At 32.2% G+C, this 16,787-nt stretch carries 14 protein-coding genes; 13 read left to right on the top strand and 1 reads right to left on the bottom strand.

Annotated features, from left to right (window positions below):
* Positions 1–256: 256 nt before the first annotated feature.
* From ligA to GTZ96_RS07385, 13 genes are all read left to right on the top strand, one after another.
* Complete coding sequence (gene ligA / locus GTZ96_RS07445; RefSeq protein ID WP_161642447.1) at positions 257–2,263, top strand: NAD-dependent DNA ligase LigA; 2,007 nt, start codon at positions 257–259, stop codon at positions 2,261–2,263.
* A gap of 150 nt (positions 2,264–2,413) precedes the next feature.
* The gene (locus GTZ96_RS07440; RefSeq protein ID WP_161642444.1) at positions 2,414–2,932 is read left to right on the top strand and encodes a DUF6913 domain-containing protein; all 519 of its coding nucleotides are present in this window, start codon (positions 2,414–2,416) and stop codon (positions 2,930–2,932) included.
* Between the two features lie 8 nt (positions 2,933–2,940).
* Positions 2,941–3,822, top strand: coding sequence for a 4-hydroxy-tetrahydrodipicolinate synthase (gene dapA / locus GTZ96_RS07435; RefSeq protein WP_161642442.1), 882 nt, complete (start codon positions 2,941–2,943; stop codon positions 3,820–3,822).
* A 135-nt stretch (positions 3,823–3,957) separates the two neighbouring features.
* Positions 3,958–4,752, top strand: a complete 795-nt coding sequence (locus GTZ96_RS07430; RefSeq protein WP_161642439.1) for an outer membrane protein assembly factor BamD — start codon at positions 3,958–3,960, stop codon at positions 4,750–4,752.
* 9 nt (positions 4,753–4,761) lie between these two features.
* Positions 4,762–5,079: a DNA-directed RNA polymerase subunit omega gene (locus GTZ96_RS07425; protein WP_035657230.1), complete on the top strand. Its 318-nt coding sequence runs from the start codon at positions 4,762–4,764 to the stop codon at positions 5,077–5,079.
* 6 nt (positions 5,080–5,085) lie between these two features.
* A complete protein-coding gene (gene coaBC, locus GTZ96_RS07420; RefSeq protein ID WP_161642437.1) occupies positions 5,086–6,297 on the top strand; it encodes a bifunctional phosphopantothenoylcysteine decarboxylase/phosphopantothenate--cysteine ligase CoaBC in 1,212 nt (403 codons plus the stop codon).
* Positions 6,290–7,174, top strand: a complete 885-nt coding sequence (gene porD / locus GTZ96_RS07415; RefSeq protein ID WP_161642434.1) for a type IX secretion system protein PorD — start codon at positions 6,290–6,292, stop codon at positions 7,172–7,174. The genes coaBC and porD overlap by 8 nt, the downstream gene beginning before the upstream one ends.
* A 53-nt stretch (positions 7,175–7,227) precedes the next feature.
* Positions 7,228–8,880, top strand: coding sequence for a DNA repair protein RecN (recN, locus tag GTZ96_RS07410; RefSeq protein WP_161642432.1), 1,653 nt, complete (start codon positions 7,228–7,230; stop codon positions 8,878–8,880).
* Between the two features lie 101 nt (positions 8,881–8,981).
* The gene (fabV, locus tag GTZ96_RS07405) at positions 8,982–10,172 is read left to right on the top strand and encodes an enoyl-ACP reductase FabV (protein WP_161642429.1); all 1,191 of its coding nucleotides are present in this window, start codon (positions 8,982–8,984) and stop codon (positions 10,170–10,172) included.
* 154 nt (positions 10,173–10,326) lie between these two features.
* Positions 10,327–11,325 carry a glycosyltransferase gene (locus GTZ96_RS07400; RefSeq protein WP_161642427.1) on the top strand — a complete coding sequence of 333 codons (999 nt, stop codon included), beginning with the start codon at positions 10,327–10,329 and terminating at the stop codon, positions 11,323–11,325.
* A 2-nt stretch (positions 11,326–11,327) separates the two neighbouring features.
* Positions 11,328–11,915, top strand: a complete 588-nt coding sequence (gene coaE, locus GTZ96_RS07395; RefSeq protein ID WP_161642424.1) for a dephospho-CoA kinase — start codon at positions 11,328–11,330, stop codon at positions 11,913–11,915.
* A gap of 68 nt (positions 11,916–11,983) precedes the next feature.
* Positions 11,984–13,561, top strand: coding sequence for a sensor histidine kinase (locus GTZ96_RS07390; RefSeq protein WP_161642421.1), 1,578 nt, complete (start codon positions 11,984–11,986; stop codon positions 13,559–13,561).
* A 3-nt stretch (positions 13,562–13,564) separates the two neighbouring features.
* On the top strand, positions 13,565–14,275 hold the full coding sequence (locus GTZ96_RS07385) for a response regulator transcription factor (protein WP_161642419.1): 711 nt from the start codon (positions 13,565–13,567) through the stop codon (positions 14,273–14,275).
* A gap of 81 nt (positions 14,276–14,356) precedes the next feature.
* On the opposite strand, the gene GTZ96_RS07380 is transcribed toward GTZ96_RS07385, so the two are convergent.
* Positions 14,357–16,765: an alpha-ketoacid dehydrogenase subunit alpha/beta gene (locus tag GTZ96_RS07380; protein ID WP_161642460.1), complete on the bottom strand. Its 2,409-nt coding sequence runs from the start codon at positions 16,763–16,765 to the stop codon at positions 14,357–14,359.
* Positions 16,766–16,787 lie beyond the last annotated feature (22 nt).

Genomic DNA, 16,787 nt, shown 5'->3' with positions numbered 1-16,787 from the left:
TAAGCTTTGCAAGCTTCATCATTTGGCAATTCTTTTATAAAGTTTAGTATGCTTTGTCCTTCAAATACTTCCATAACGACTGTTTTTAAAGACATAAAAATACAGAAACTAAATGACTAACTCAAAATATTTAAATTTTGGCTATCAGGAACCCGTTATATTTAATTAGGAAAAAGTGTTTTTTTAATGTGGGTTTCTTTTAAATTGGTTATTTTAGTACGCTGTTTACAGAAACTAAAATGACCAATTTTTTTATATGGATGTGCTAAATACGATTCAAAAATTAAGAGAAGAACTTAATCTTCATAATTATAATTATTATGTGTTAGATAATGCAACAATAACTGATTATGAGTTTGATACAAAACTAAAGGAACTTCAAGATTTAGAAAATGCGCATCCTGAATATTTTGATGCTCATTCTCCAACGCAAAGAGTGGGGGGGGCAATCACTAAAAATTTTCAAACGGTAGCGCATACACAACGGATGTATTCTTTGGATAATTCGTATTCTAAAGAAGATTTGCAGGATTGGGAAGTCCGAATTCAAAAAGTTTTGGGTGATGTTGATTTGGAATATACTTGCGAATTAAAATATGACGGCGCATCAATTAGTATTACTTATGAAAATGGAAAATTAGTTCGTGCAGTAACTCGCGGAGATGGTTTTCAAGGCGATGATGTGACGAATAATATTAAAACCATAAAATCCATTCCGTTGACTTTAAAAGGGGAGAATCATCCTGATAAATTCGATATCCGTGGTGAAATCATCTTGCCTTTTGCTGGTTTCGAAAAAATGAATCAGGAATTGATTGAAATTGGAGAAACGCCTTATTCTAATCCTAGAAACACGGCTTCGGGTAGTTTGAAATTGCAGGATAGTACTGAAGTGGCTAAGCGTCCTTTAGAATGTCTGTTGTATTTTGTTACTGGAGAGAAATTGCCTTTTTCTTCTCAATTTGACGGTTTGACTGCTGCTCGAAATTGGGGATTCAAAGTTCCTAACGAAGCAAAATTAGTGAATAGTTTGCAGGAGGTTTTTGAATTTATAGATTATTGGGATATACACCGACATAATTTACCTTATGAAACCGATGGAGTGGTGGTGAAGGTAAATCGAATTCAGCATCAAGAGGAGTTGGGTTATACTGCTAAATCGCCTCGTTGGGCGATAGCCTATAAATTTAAATCGGAGCAGGTTGCGACACGATTAAATTCTATTTCCTACCAAGTGGGACGAACGGGATCAATTACTCCGGTAGCTAATTTAGAACCGGTACAGTTGGCGGGGACTATTGTAAAACGTGCTTCGTTACACAATGCGGATCAAATTGAAAAATTAGATATTCGAATAGGAGATAGTGTATTTGTTGAAAAAGGAGGAGAAATTATTCCTAAGATTATTGCAGTTGATTTGACTAAGCGCCCTGATAATTCTGTACCTACCGAATATATTACACATTGTCCGGAATGTCAAACCCAATTAGTTAGGAATGAAGGCGAAGCAAATCATTATTGTCCAAATTTTTATGGTTGTCCACCGCAGATTATTGGAAGAATTCAGCATTTTATTTCGCGTAAAGCGATGGATATTGAAGGTTTAGGCGGAGAAACAGTGGCTTTGCTTTATAATAATCATTTGGTACAAAACTATGCTGATTTGTACGAATTAACGGTAGAGCAAATTTTACCTTTGGAGCGAATGGCACAAAAATCGGCGGAGAATTTGGTAAATGGAGTTAAGAAATCGACTGCTATTCCTTTTGAAAGCGTGTTGTATGCGTTGGGGATTCGTTATGTAGGAGAAACAGTTGCTAAAAAGTTGGCAAAACATTATAAAAATATTTATGCTTTAAGCAAAGCGACTTTGATGGATTTGGTTTTGGTTGATGAAATTGGAGAGCGAATTGCCCAAAGTGTTGTTGATTTTTTTGAGAATGAAGAAAATAAAACGATTATTGAGCGTTTAAAAAGCTATGGTGTTCAATTTGAAATTATTGAAAAAGTAAATCTAAATGCAACCGATAAATTATCAGGTAAAACCTTTGTTGTTTCAGGAGTTTTTGCTGAATTTTCGAGAGATGAATTAAAAAAAGCCATTGAAGATAATGGTGGAAAAGTAGGGAGTTCCATCTCTTCAAAAACCGATTATGTAGTTGCCGGAGATAATATGGGGCCTGCTAAATTAGATAAAGCCAATAAGTTAAATATTCCTATTATTTCTGAAACGGATTTTATGGGTATGTTAAATTCGAATTGATATTTGGGTTTCAGTTATAAATTCAATTTGAGTTAAAAAATAAGTGTTAAGAATTTAACAAAAAGTTTCAAATCGTCGTTATACTTTTTTAGATTTGCCACTTATAGTGTGACTTAATTAATTAATTTTGTTTACAGATAAAGATAAGTTATGTTTTTAAATTACTTAAAAGAGTTTTTGGTAAAGAAAATATTAAAAAACAGCTTACTTAATGTAAAGATTGGCTCTTTTTCCAGTGCTATAAAAACAGTAGGATTAATAGTAGATGAGGGTTATTTTAATCATACGCAATTGTTGATTAAGGAGTTAGTGATAAGTGGAATTGCAGAAGAAAATATAGAATTATTGCTTTATAAAAGTAAATTAAATGTCAATTTAGCTTCTTCTGTTACTAAATTAGAAACAAGTCATTTAAATTGGAAAGCTCAAATTAAAAACGAGGCTGTAAATGCATTTTTAGCTAAAGATTTTGATTTGTTAGTGAATTATTATGATGTTGATAAAGCTGTTTTACTTGTTGCAACTCACGAATCAAAGGCTAAATTTAAAGTTGGTTTTTCAACAATAGACAAACGATTGAATAATTTTATGATTAATGTTAATCCAGAGAATTATAAGGTCTTTGTTCAGGAATTATTTAGGTATTTAAAAATATTAAACAAAATATAATCAAAAACATGCAATCATTAATAGGAACTGGTGTTGCCCTTGTGACTCCTTTCAGAGAAGATTTTTCAATTGATACAGAAGCATTAAAAAGAATTGTAAATTTTTCTGTAGACGGAGGAATTGAATATCTAGTTATTTTAGGAACAACAGCAGAAAACGCAACGCTTACTCAAGACGAAAAAGAATTAGTAATTCAAACCGTTGTAGAGGCTAATAATGGTCGTTTGCCGTTAGTTTTAGGTGTGGGTGGAAATAACACTATGAAAGTTGTTGAGGAATTAAAAACAAGAGATTTGTCTCCTTATGTGGCAATACTTTCTGTTTCTCCTTATTATAATAAACCTTCACAAGAGGGGATTTATCAGCATTTTAAAGCTATTTCAGAGGCTTCTCCAATTCCGATAATTGTTTACAATGTTCCTGGAAGAACATCAAGTAATATGTTGCCAAAAACAGTTTTGCGTTTAGCAAATGATTTCAAAAACATTGTTGCTATTAAAGAAGCAGCTGGTGATATTGTTCAAGCAATGCAATTGTTGAAAGACAAACCAGCAGATTTTCATGTGATTTCAGGGGATGATATGACAGCCTTAGCAACTGTGCTAGCAGGAGGTTCAGGCGTGATTTCGGTTATTGGCCAAGGTTTTCCAAAAGAATTTTCGGAGATGATTCGTTTGGGTTTGAATCGTAAAGTAGATGAAGCATTCAAATCGCAATATTTATTGTTTGATTGTATCGATATGATTTTTGAACAAGGGAATCCTGCCGGAATCAAGCAAGTTTTTCAAGCTTTAGGAATAGCAGAAAATACAGTTCGACTTCCATTAGTAAGTGTGGATGAATCCTTACAAGAAAGAATAGCTGAATTTGTAAAAAGAATAGATAAATAAGTAGTTTTCACCTGTTTTATTTAAGCTAAGAAATATTTTGTAGTCGCTAAATTAATAACTAAATTTGCAACCGAAACTTCGGTATGATTTTTTATAGACTGAAACAGTCTGTATTTTAAAGATAAAAATAAAAAAATGAAGAAAATTGTATCCTTATTGCTTCTTGTAGTTCTTTTTAGTTCATGTAATGAATATCAAAAAGCCTTGAAAAGCGAAGATGTTTCGAAAAAATTTGCAATGGCTGATACGTTATATGCACAAGCTAAATACACTAAAGCACTGCGTCTTTTTGAGCAAATTGCTCCAGAATACAGAGGGAAGCCTCAGGCAGAAAAACTGTTTTATATGTATGCACAGGCTTATTATAAAACGAAACAATACCATTTGGCAGCATATCAATTTGAAAGTTTTGTTTCAGGATATCCAAAAAGTGTAAAGGCAGAAGAAGGAGCCTTTTTAGGAGCTAAAAGTTATGCTATTTTGTCGCCAACATATAGTTTAGATCAGGCAGATACTTTTAAAGCAATTGAAAAAATGCAGTCTTTTATAGACAGATACCCAAATTCACAGTATTTGACAGAAGCAAATGGATTGACTAAGTTGTTATCTGAAAAAATAGAACAAAAAGTGTACGAAAACGCTAAAGCTTACAATACTATTTCTGATTTCAAATCAGCATTAGTTGCTTTTGATAATTTTGTTGCTGATTATCCGGGAACTAAATTTAAAGAAGATGCTTTGTATTATAAATTTGATTCAGCTTATCAATTAGGGATCAATAGTGTACCTGCAAAAATGCAAGAAAGATTGAATGTAGCTAAAGTATCGTATCAAAACTTGTTTAAGTTTAAAGCAGATACAAAATATAAAGAAAAAGCAGACGAGATGTATGCTCGTGTTGAACAAGAATTACAAAAATATACTAAATAAACTAAAGTCATGGATTTAAAAAAGACGAATGCTCCAGTAAATACAATAACGTACAACAAAACGCTTATTGAACAACCTACTGGAAATGTGTATGAAGCGATTACCATTATGGCTAAAAGAGCAAACCAAATTAATTCTGAAATCAAAAAAGAATTAACAGAGAAATTGGAAGAGTTTGCTACATATAATGACAGTCTTGAAGAAGTTTTTGAAAACAAAGAGCAAATCGAGGTTTCTAAATTCTATGAAAAATTACCAAAACCACACGCTTTAGCTGTTCAAGAATGGTTAGATGGTAAAATTTATCACAGAGAATCAAATAAATAAAATACTATGTCAGTTTTAAGCGGTAAAAAGATTTTGCTAGGAGTTTCTGGCGGAATTGCCGCCTATAAAACAGCGTCTTTAGTACGACTTTTTATAAAAGCAGGTGCACATGTCCAAGTGATAATGACACCTGCTTCTAAGGATTTTGTAACCCCACTTACTTTATCCACCTTATCTAAAAATCCGGTTTATTCCACATTCTTTAATCAAGACGAAGAAGATGAAAAATGGAATAATCATGTAGAATTAGGTCTTTGGGCTGATTTGATGATTGTTGCGCCTGCAACTGCAAATACCTTGTCTAAGATGGCAAATGGCAGTTGTGATAATCTGCTTATTGCAACCTATCTATCTGCAAAATGTCCAGTTTATTTTGCGCCTGCAATGGATTTAGATATGTACAAGCATCCTTCTACAATAGCTAGTTTTAAAGCCTTAGAACAATTTGGTAATACCATAATTCCTGCCGAAAGTGGAGAATTAGCCAGTGGTTTATCAGGCGAAGGCAGAATGGCTGAACCCGAAAATATTATTGCTTTCCTCGAAGCCGATTTAGAAAGTAAATTGCCTTTAAAAGGAAAAAAAATCTTAATCACAGCTGGTCCTACCTACGAAGCTATCGATCCGGTGCGTTTTGTTGGTAATCATTCTTCTGGAAAAATGGGATTTGATATTGCAAAAAGTGCGGCTAATCTAGGTGCTTCAGTTATTTTAGTAACTGGCCCTACGCATTGTGTGGCGAATCATTCTTTGATAAAAGTAATCAAAGTAGTTTCGGCACAAGAAATGTATGATGTTTGCCATCAATATTATGCTGATGTTGATGTAGCAATTGCCGCCGCAGCGGTAGCTGATTACAGACCAAAAATAGTTGCTGACCAAAAGATTAAAAAAGCCGCTGATAATTTTGTTATCGAACTCGAAAAAACAAAAGACATCTTGTTTTCATTGGGAGAAAATAAAAAAGAGCAATTTTTAATCGGTTTTGCTTTAGAAACTGAAAATGAAATTGAGAATGCTAAGGCTAAAATTCAGAAAAAAAACTTAGATTTGATTGTTTTAAATTCTTTACAAGATGAAGGGGCTGGTTTCCAAAAATCAACCAATAAAATCACTTTTATCGATAAGAATTTTAAGATCGAACCGATGGAATTAAAATCCAAAGAAGCGGTTGCTGATGATATTTTAAATAAAGTAATAGCTCATTTTTATGAATAAGATAATTGTCTTTTTTTTAGTATTAAGCTTTGGTTTTGTTCAGGGGCAACAGTTGAATTGCACTGTGACTGTTAATGCTCAAAAAATGGGTAATCCTAATCAACAGCTTTATAAAACATTGGAAACTTCTTTGAATGAGTTTGTCAATAAAACCGATTGGACTACACAAAATTACAAACAGCAGGAAAAGATTAATTGTTCGATGTATATTACGTTGTTATCGAATAGTTCTGATCAATTTACAGCAACAATTCAGGTACAATCTTCTCGTCCTGTTTATGATTCTTCTTATGAAACACCAGTATTGAATCTTAATGATAAAGATTTTAGTTTTACTTATACTGAGTTTGAAAATTTAGTGTTTAATGCTAATTCATTTCAATCCAATCTTGTTTCGGTTATTTCTTTTTATAGTAATGTAATTATAGGAATGGACAAAGATACATTTGAGTTGAAATTAGGAGATTCGAGTTATCAAACCGCACAAACTATAGCAACGGTTGCGCAACAAAGCGGTTATAAAGGTTGGAGTCAGATTGATGGAAACCAAAATCGTTATTTTTTAATTAATGATTTGTTGTCACCCACTTATAGCGAAATAAGAAAAACACTATTCGATTACCATCAAGCTTTGGATTTAATGACAGCCGATTCTAAATCGGCAAAAGAGAAAGTGAAAAATTCGCTGATAGCCTTAAACAAATTGAATAATTCAAAACCAAATGCTTTTTTAACTCGTGGTTTTTTTGATGCAAAATCAGACGAAATTGTTTCTATCTTTTCAGGAGGACCAAGTTTGAATATTACCGATTTAGTCGATAATTTAAATAGAATTTCGCCTATGAATTCCAGTAAATGGGCAGCTTTTAAATATTAGTTATTATTACCTTTTTTAAAATTATTCCATACAACTCATAATAAATACAATTAATGATTACTGCACTATCAATAAAAAACTATGCTTTAATTGAGAAATTAACTATTGATTTTTCTAAAGGATTTTCGATTATTACAGGAGAAACAGGTGCGGGAAAATCCATTATTTTAGGGGCTTTAGGTCTGGTTTTAGGAAAACGTGCCGATTTGACTTCTTTAAAAAATAAGGAAGAAAAATGTATTATTGAAGCCCAATTTGATATTTCGAAATACAATTTAGCAGCTTTTTTTGAAGTCAATGATTTGGATTACGAAGATGAGACAATCATTAGAAGAGAAATTTTGCCTTCGGGGAAATCGCGTGCTTTTATTAATGATAGTCCGGTAAATCTTCAAGAACTTCAGGACTTAGGATTGTTTTTAATCGATATTCATTCGCAACAACAAACCAGAGAACTTACTGATGAGAATGTTCAGTTTGATATAATTGACGCGATTGCTGCTAATCAGGAAATTATTGCTGATTATCAATCACTTCTTAAAAGTTATAAATCAGATAAGACGCAATTGAATTCCCTTATTAAAAAACAAAACGAATCCAATAAAGAACAGGAATACCATACTTTTTTATTGAATGAATTGCTTGCAGCCCAGTTAAAAATAGGCGAACAAGAAGAACTTGAAAGTGTTTTTGAGCAACTTAATAATGTTGAAATTATTAAAGAAGCTATTGATAAATCGTTGGCTATCGCTAATGAAGAGCAATTTGGGGTTTTAAATAATCTGAAAGAAATTAAAGCGGCCATACAAAAAATAGCTTCTTTTTCTACTGAGTACAAAGAATTACTGGAAAGAATTGATAGTTTGACTATTGAATTTGATGATATTTCGGCTGAAATGAATCGTTGTTCGGAAAAAATAACTCATGATCCAGAGCAATTAGAGCAAATTAATCAAAAGTTGCAATTGATTTATAATTTGCAAAAAAAGCATCAGGTTAGCACTGTAGATGACTTATTAGCTATTCAGGCTAAATTAGAAAATGAGGTTGTTGAATTAGGAAATATAGAAGAAGAGATAGCTCTTTTGAATGTAACGATTCAAGAAAAATCAGCAAGATTAGATACTTTGGCTACCACTATTCATGATAATAGAATTCAAGCTATTCCGATTTTATCTGAAAAAATGATTGAAATTTTGGCTACTTTAGGAATGCCAAATGTTCGTTTTAATATAGAAGTTACGCAAGGCGAAAGTTATTTTCCAAATGGAAAAGATGAATTACAGTTTTTGTTTTCGGCTAATAAAGGAACTGATTTTGGATTGTTGAAAAAAGTGGCTTCAGGAGGAGAAATGTCCCGAATTATGCTGGCTGTAAAAGCTATTTTAGCGCAATATTCAAAATTACCAACCTTAATTTTTGATGAGATTGATACTGGAGTTTCCGGAGAAATTGCCATAAAAATGGGAGAAATCATGAAGGAAATGAGTAAGACAATGCAAATATTTGCCATTACCCATTTGCCTCAAATAGCCGCTAAAGGAGACGTTCATTTTAAAGTGTTTAAATCAACTATTGAAGAGGATACCCAATCGGAATTAAAATTACTTTCGGAAGAGGAACGTGTTGTTGAAATTGCACAAATGCTATCAGGAACTATTGTTTCAGATTCGGCTCTAAATCATGCAAAAGCCTTGTTGAACTAAAAAAATGCTCTATATTTGCCTTCCAAAAACGATAGCTTTTTCTTGATAAAGTCATTGTTTTATTCGCTTAAAAAAAAATAAAAATATAATATTGATACATTATGATCATAGAACCTAGAATGAGAGGATTTATTTGCTTGACATCACACCCAGATGGATGTAAGCAAAGTGTTAAAAATCAAATTGATTATGTTAAATCAAAAGGAGCAATCAACGGTGCTAAAAAAGTATTGGTAATTGGTGCTTCAACAGGTTTTGGTTTGGCTTCAAGAATTTCAAGTGCTTTTGGTTCTGATGCAGCAACTATTGGAGTGTTTTTTGAAAAACCACCAATGGCTGGAAAAACGGCTTCACCAGGTTGGTACAATTCTGCTGCTTTTGAAAAAGAAGCGCATAAAGCAGGTTTGTATGCAAAAAGTATCAATGGAGATGCTTTTTCGAATGAAGTAAAAAGAGAAACTTTAGATTTAATAAAAGCCGATTTAGGTCAGGTAGATTTAATAATCTATAGTTTGGCTTCTCCTGTTCGTACAAATCCAAATACAGGAGTGACACATCGTTCGGTTTTAAAACCTATCGGAAGTACTTTTACAAATAAAACAGTAGATTTTCATACAGGAAAAGTTTCTGAAGTTTCTATTGAGCCATGCAGTGGTGACGATATCGAAAATACAATTGCTGTAATGGGCGGTGAAGATTGGGCTATGTGGATTGATGCTTTAAAAGCTGAAAATTTATTGGCTCCTGGAGCTACAACTGTTGCTTATTCTTATATTGGGCCATCAATCACTGAAGCTGTTTATAGAAAAGGAACAATTGGTCGTGCTAAAGATCATTTAGAAGCTACAGCTTTTTCTATTTCAGATAGTTTAGCTGATATTAATGGAAAAGCGTATGTTTCGGTAAATAAAGCATTGGTTACTCAGGCTAGTTCTGCTATTCCGGTAATTCCGTTGTATATTTCTTTATTGTACAAAACAATGAAAGCAGAAGGAATTCACGAAGGTTGTATCGAACAAATTCAACGTTTGTACCAACAAAGATTGTTTACAGGAGCTGAAGTTCCAGTAGATGATAAAGGTAGAATCAGAATTGACGACTGGGAAATGCGTGAAGATATTCAGGCTAAAGTGGCTAAGTTATGGGAAGAAGCTGTTACAGAGAATCTTGCTGAAATAGGTGATTTAGAAGGATATAGAAAAGATTTTCATAATTTATTTGGTTTCGATTTAGCTGGAGTAGATTATAAAGCTGAGGCTGACGAAATGGTTCAGGTTGAAAGTATTTCTTAATTTATTTTCGAAAAAAAATAAAATTTAATTTATTGTAATGCGCCTTAATTTTAAATGTATAAAAGCATTTAAAATTAAGGCGCATTATTGATTAAAGGTTATCTTTGTTAAAATATTACATTTATATTGTATAATTAATACCGCTTTTAAGAATATGTATTTTTCTTTGATTATTCCCGTGTATAATCGTCCGGACGAAGTCGATGAACTTTTAGAAAGTTTATCAAAATCAGATTATAAACAAGATTTTGAAATTGTAATTGTGGAAGATGGTTCTACAATTCGGTGTGAAGATGTTGTCAATCAGTACAAAAGCAAATTGACGATTTCTTATTATTTCAAAGAAAATTCAGGTCCTGGAGATTCTAGAAACTATGGAATGAGAAAAGCCAAAGGTGATTATTTCATCATATTTGATTCAGATTGTATTATTCCTGCCAAATATTTGACAGAGGTAGATACCGCTTTAAAAGAAAGTTATGTAGACTGTTTTGGTGGTCCTGACAGGGCGTTAGATAGTTTTTCGGATATTCAAAAAGCAATTAATTTTGCTATGACTTCTTTCTTGACTACAGGAGGGATTAGAGGAGGTTCGGAAAAAATAGGGAAATTCCAACCACGAAGCTTTAATATGGGGATTTCCCGTAAAGCATTTGAGGCTTCTAATGGTTTTGGGAATATTCATCCTGGTGAAGATCCTGATTTGTCTATTCGATTATGGAATTTAGGCTTTGAAACAAAACTTTTTTCAAAAGCTTACGTATATCATAAAAGAAGGATTGATTGGGAAAAATTTTCAATTCAGGTTAATAAATTTGGTAAAGCGCGACCAATTTTAAATAGTTGGTATCCGCAATATAGTAAACTCACGTTCTTTTTTCCATCGGTATTTATTATCGGTTTAGCACTTTCGATTGCTTTATTAATATTTACTTATGATCTTTTAGCAAAATTGTATTGTGTTTACTTTTTTGTAATATTTTTAGTGTCAAGTTTTCAAAATAAAAGTATTAAAATAGGTTATCTTTCGGTAACTGCAGTTTGGAAACAATTTTCAGGTTATGGTTTGGGATTTTTAGAATCCTATATTAAAATAATTATCTTGAAGCAAAAGCCAGAAGTAGCTTTTCCTAATTTGTTTTTTAAAGTGTAATTATGCCAAAAATTATTGGTTTAACAGGAGGGATTGGAAGTGGTAAAACTACTATTGCTAATTATTTAGCTTCGTTAGGTATTCCTGTTTATATAGCTGATGATGCGGGTAAAAAAGTAATGCAAACTAAAGAAATTCTTAAAGCGATAAAAGAACAGTTTGGTGCAGCTATTTTTGACGAAAATCAATTAAATAGAGCAAAATTGGCTGGAATTGTTTTTGATAATCCTAATCAATTAAAAGCATTAAATGCTATTGTACATCCTGCTGTTAGAAAGGATTATCAGGATTGGTTGTCTCAACATCAAAAAGATCCTATTTTAGTTTATGAATCGGCAATTTTATTTGAAAGTGGGAATTATAAAGATTTTGATTATATCTTGACAATAACAGCACCTTTAGAAACCAGAATTGAACGCGTTTTAAAAAGAGAGACAATTAGCCGCGATCAGGTATTGAATAGAATTAATTCGCAATGGACAGATGAACAACGCATTTCAAAAAGCGATTTTGTTGTTGATAATATTGATATTGTTAAAACTAAGCTTAAAATCGATAAAATTCTTAAAATTTTATCGATTAATCAATAGGAGTTCTAGATGTTAATGTTTGGTTAATACATTATCAACTATAGTGTTAAAAAGTTAATTTTGTTTTGATGAATAAATTGTTTTTTAGATTTCTTGTTTTGTTGATGAGTATGTCTCTAATAGGGATTATACTTGTTCAGGTATATTGGTTTAATACGTCATTTAAAAATAATGATGAACAATTTAAATATCATGTTACGCAGGTAATTGATAATGTTGCAGAAAAACTTGAAAAACAAGAGGCTTTTAGTTTTTATGATAAATACAATCGTTACAAAGATAGTACTGGAAAAATTCCTGAAAAGAATGATTTACTTGAATTTTATTATGTTCAAAAAAATCCAAGAACGAATAAGACAATTGTTTATTCAAACAGTGTTATAGCGGAAGATTACAATATTTCGCCTGCTTTGTTTAGTAAAAGGTTTAGTAGTGAGCGATTTAAAAATTTTAATTCTAAGAGAGTAACCGAGGTTTACAATAATAATTCCATTGATAAATCGCAACAGAGTTTAGTACCTGATTTAAAAATTGAAAAATCTGGAAGTTTAGATGTTTTAGATAATGCTCAGTTTGAAATTTTCTTTAAAGATATTGCTTCCGCAATGCCTGTTGAAGAAAGAATTTCTAAGGAAACTTTACAAAAGTTAATTAAGAAAGAATTAGAAGTATATGGTGTAAATACCAAATTTGAATTTGGAATTTTTAGCAATGGAACGGAGACAAAAATAAAATCAGACGGATTTCATTTTGATAAAGAAGCAACTTATTCCATACCAATACTTGCTGATAATGAGGGAAATGAAAAGTATAAATTGTCGCTTACTTTTCCGCATAAAAAGAAATTTCTTTTGTCAGAATTAGTAAGTATTACGGTTTTATCAATAGTATTTACGTTAATTATTTTAATAGCTTATACAAGTGCATTGAATCAATTAATTCGTCAACGTCAAATTTCAGAGATTAAGACGGATTTTATAAACAATATGACGCATGAGTTTAAAACACCTATTGCTACTATTAATTTAGCTTTAGATGCTATTAAGAATCCTAAAATTATTGAAGACAAAGAAAAGGTTTTTAAGTATTTGCAAATGATTCGAGATGAGAATAAACGAATGCACGCTCAGGTGGAGAATGTTTTGCGTATATCTAAATTAGAGAAAAAAGAACTTGATATAGAAAAAGGTTCGAGCAATGTTGAAGAAGTCATTTATGATGCTATCGAGCACGTGAATTTGATTCTGGAAGATAGAGGAGGAGAAATAAACAATCATTTTGAAGCTCTAAGAACAACCGTTTTAATTAACGAAGTGCATTTTACCAATGTGATAGTAAACATATTAGAAAATGCAATAAAATATTCGCCTGATACACCAATAATTGATATTTATACCGAGAATATTAAGGATATGATTCTGATAAAGGTTAAAGATCAAGGTTTAGGAATGAGTAAAGTGGCTCAAAAAAGAGTTTTTGAGAAATTTTACAGAGAGCATACCGGAGATTTGCATAATGTAAAAGGGCATGGTTTAGGTTTAGCTTATGTAAAAAGAATTGTAGAAGACCATAACGGACAAGTATTTGTAGAAAGCGAAAAGGGAAAAGGAAGTACCTTCATTATAAAATTACCTCTAATAAATTAGAATATGGAAAATATAAATAAAAAAATTCTCTTAGTAGAAGACGACTTAAATTTTGGAGCTGTTCTAAAAGATTATTTAATGTTGAATGACTTTGACGTTACTTTAGCAAAGAACGGAATGGAAGGTTTTGAGAAATTTAAAAAAGATTCTTATGACCTATGTATTCTGGACGTAATGATGCCATACAAAGATGGTTATACATTAGCTAAAGAAATAAGAGAGAAAAATGCAGAAGTGCCTATTATCTTTCTTACGGCTAAATCAATGAAAGAGGATGTTTTAAAAGGATATAAAGCCGGAGCAGATGATTATTTGAACAAGCCTTTTGATTCAGAAGTTTTATTGATGAAAATCAAAGCTATCATTCAAAGAAAAGCCTCTGATGTTAAAGCGGAACAAGTTCCTTTTGAATTTATAATTGGTAAATTTCATTTGAATTCAAAATTAAGATTCTTAAGTTTTGCTGGTGAAGAACCGGTAAAATTGTCTCCTAAAGAGAATGAATTGTTGAAAATGCTAATTCTTCATGAAAATGATTTAATGCCTAGAGAGTTGGCATTAACTAAAATTTGGAGAGACGATAACTATTTTACTTCCAGAAGTATGGATGTTTATATTGCTAAATTGAGAAAATATCTTAAACTTGATGAAGATGTAGAGATATTAAATATTCACGGAGAAGGTTTCCGATTAGTAGTTAAAAATAAAGCTTAAATAAAAAAAGTCCCGATAATTCGGGACTTTTTTGTGATTATAATAATTCCATCTTGTCTAAAAACGAGATGGGATTTTTTTTTAGTACAGTTTTGGATATTTAGCCGGATTAACCTCAGAAAAAATACTATATACTTTTTCGTAAATATCTTCGATAGAAGGTTTTGAAAAATAATCACCATCCGTTCCATAAGAAGGTCGGTGTTCCTTAGCTGATAAGGTTTGTGGTTTGCTATCTAAAAATTTATAAGCGTCTTGTTGCTCAATAATTTGTTGTAAAATATAAGCAGAAGCTCCACCTGGTACATCCTCGTCGATTACTAAAAGGCGATTGGTTTTTTCGATACTTTTAGCTATATCTTGATTAATGTCAAATGGGAGGAGGGATTGAATATCAATTATTTCGCAATCAATACCAACTTCCAATAATTCTTTTGCAGCTTGTTCTACTAATCTAAGTGTAGAGCCGTAAGAAACAAGAGTGATATCAGCACCTTCTTTTATGGTTTCTACAACACCTATAGGGGTTTTAAATTCACCATAGTTCAAAGGCATTTTTTCTTTCAAACGATAGCCATTCAAACATTCGACAACTAAGGCCGGTTCATCACATTCTAACAAACTATTATAAAAACCAGCAGCTTTAGTCATGTTTCTAGGTACCAAAACATGAATTCCTCTAATAGCGTTAATAATCATTCCCATAGGAGAACCAGAATGCCAAATACCTTCCAGACGATGTCCACGTGTTCTGATGATTAATGGTGCTTTTTGCTTTCCTACTGTTCGATATTGTAATGAAGCTAAATCGTCGCTTAGAATTTGTATAGCATAAAGTAAGTAATCAAGGTATTGAATTTCGGCTATAGGGCGTAGTCCTCTTAAGGCAAGACCTATTCCTTGACCAATTATGGTTGCTTCACGAATGCCTACATCGGCAACACGGGTTTCTCCATATTTTTCCTGCATTCCTTCTAAACCTTGGTTTACATCACCAATATTTCCAGAATCTTCACCAAAAATGAGGACTTCAGGATATTTGGCAAATAAGGCATCAAAGTTATCACGGATAATCATTCTTCCGTCAGTATCTTTTCTGGCGTCTATAGGATAAGTAGGAGCGACTTCTTTAACAGAAAAGACATCGTTTTTTGATTCCGAATAAAGATTGCTGCTAAAAGTAGCTTGATTCTTTTGGGTATAATTTTGTATCCAAAGAGACAATTCAGCAGCAACAGCTTCGTTTACAACTAAGCGTAACGATTTTCTAGCTGCAACAAGGATTTCCTTTTTTAAAGGATCTTTAATTGCTTTTAGAGTATTTGAAAGTCTCAGAATTTGATCTTTATTTTTGCTTGAAGTAGCTAATTTTTGCAATAAGCTAACGAGTTCGTCTTTTTCTTTAGCAATGGGAGTTATAAACGAATTCCAAGCAGCTTTTTTACCTTCTAAAACTTCTTTTCTTATAGCATCGTCAATCTCAGCAAGTTCTTCGGAAGAAGCAATGTTTATGGCAATCATCCATAATCGCATCTGTCTAAGGCAGTCGAATTCTTTTTCCCAATTAAGACGTTCGGTACTTTTGTATCTCTCGTGAGAGCCTGAACTTGAATGTCCTTGAGGTTGTGTTAGCTCTGTTACGTGAACTAAAACAGGGATATGTTTTTCTCGAGCAATTGTCGAGGCTTTTTCATAGGTCGAAATCAAATCAGAATAATCCCAGCCTTTTACTGTTAAGATTTCAATTCCTTCATTGTTTTTATCGCGTTGAAAACCAGATAGAATTTCAGAAATATTTTCTTTAGTAGTTTGGTGTTTTGCATGTACCGAAATACCGTATTCATCATCCCAAACACTAATTAGCATTGGTACTTGTAATACTCCGGCAGCGTTTATGGTTTCAAAAAAAACACCTTCAGATGTACTGGCATTACCAATTGTTCCCCAAGCAATTTCGTCTCCATCGTTAGAGAAATTTCTTTGATTAGGGATATTATTTATTTTGCGATAAAATTTAGATGCTTGTGCTAAACCTAGTAGGCGCGGCATTTGAGCTGCTGTAGGTGATATATCTGAACTAGAGTTTTTTTGCTTTGTTAGGTTTTTCCAACTTCCATCTTCATTTAAACTATGTGTAACAAAATGTCCTCCCATTTGTCTTCCAGCTGACATGGGTTCTTGTTTGATATCAGTGTTACCGTATAATCCAGCAAAGAAATTTGCTATTGTAAATTCGCCAATAGCCATCATAAAAGTTTGATCACGGTAATAACCTGAGCGAAAATCTCCATTCTTGAAAAATTTTGCCATTGCTATTTGCGGCACTTCTTTTCCATCTCCAAAAATCCCAAATTTTGCTTTACCTGTCAATACTTCTCTGCGCCCTACAAGACTGCATTCTCGACTTGTTGCGGCTATCTTATAATCATTCAATACTTCAGTCTTGAAATCCTCAAAAGTCAATGTAGTATTGTTTTTTTCTTTTAACATAATTGAAAGATTATAATTCATG

This window comes from Flavobacterium undicola, assembly GCF_009909155.2.
Taxonomy (GTDB): domain Bacteria; phylum Bacteroidota; class Bacteroidia; order Flavobacteriales; family Flavobacteriaceae; genus Flavobacterium; species Flavobacterium undicola.
The sequence above is the reverse complement of the archived record's forward strand: the minus strand, read 5'-3'. Positions and strand labels throughout refer to the sequence as shown.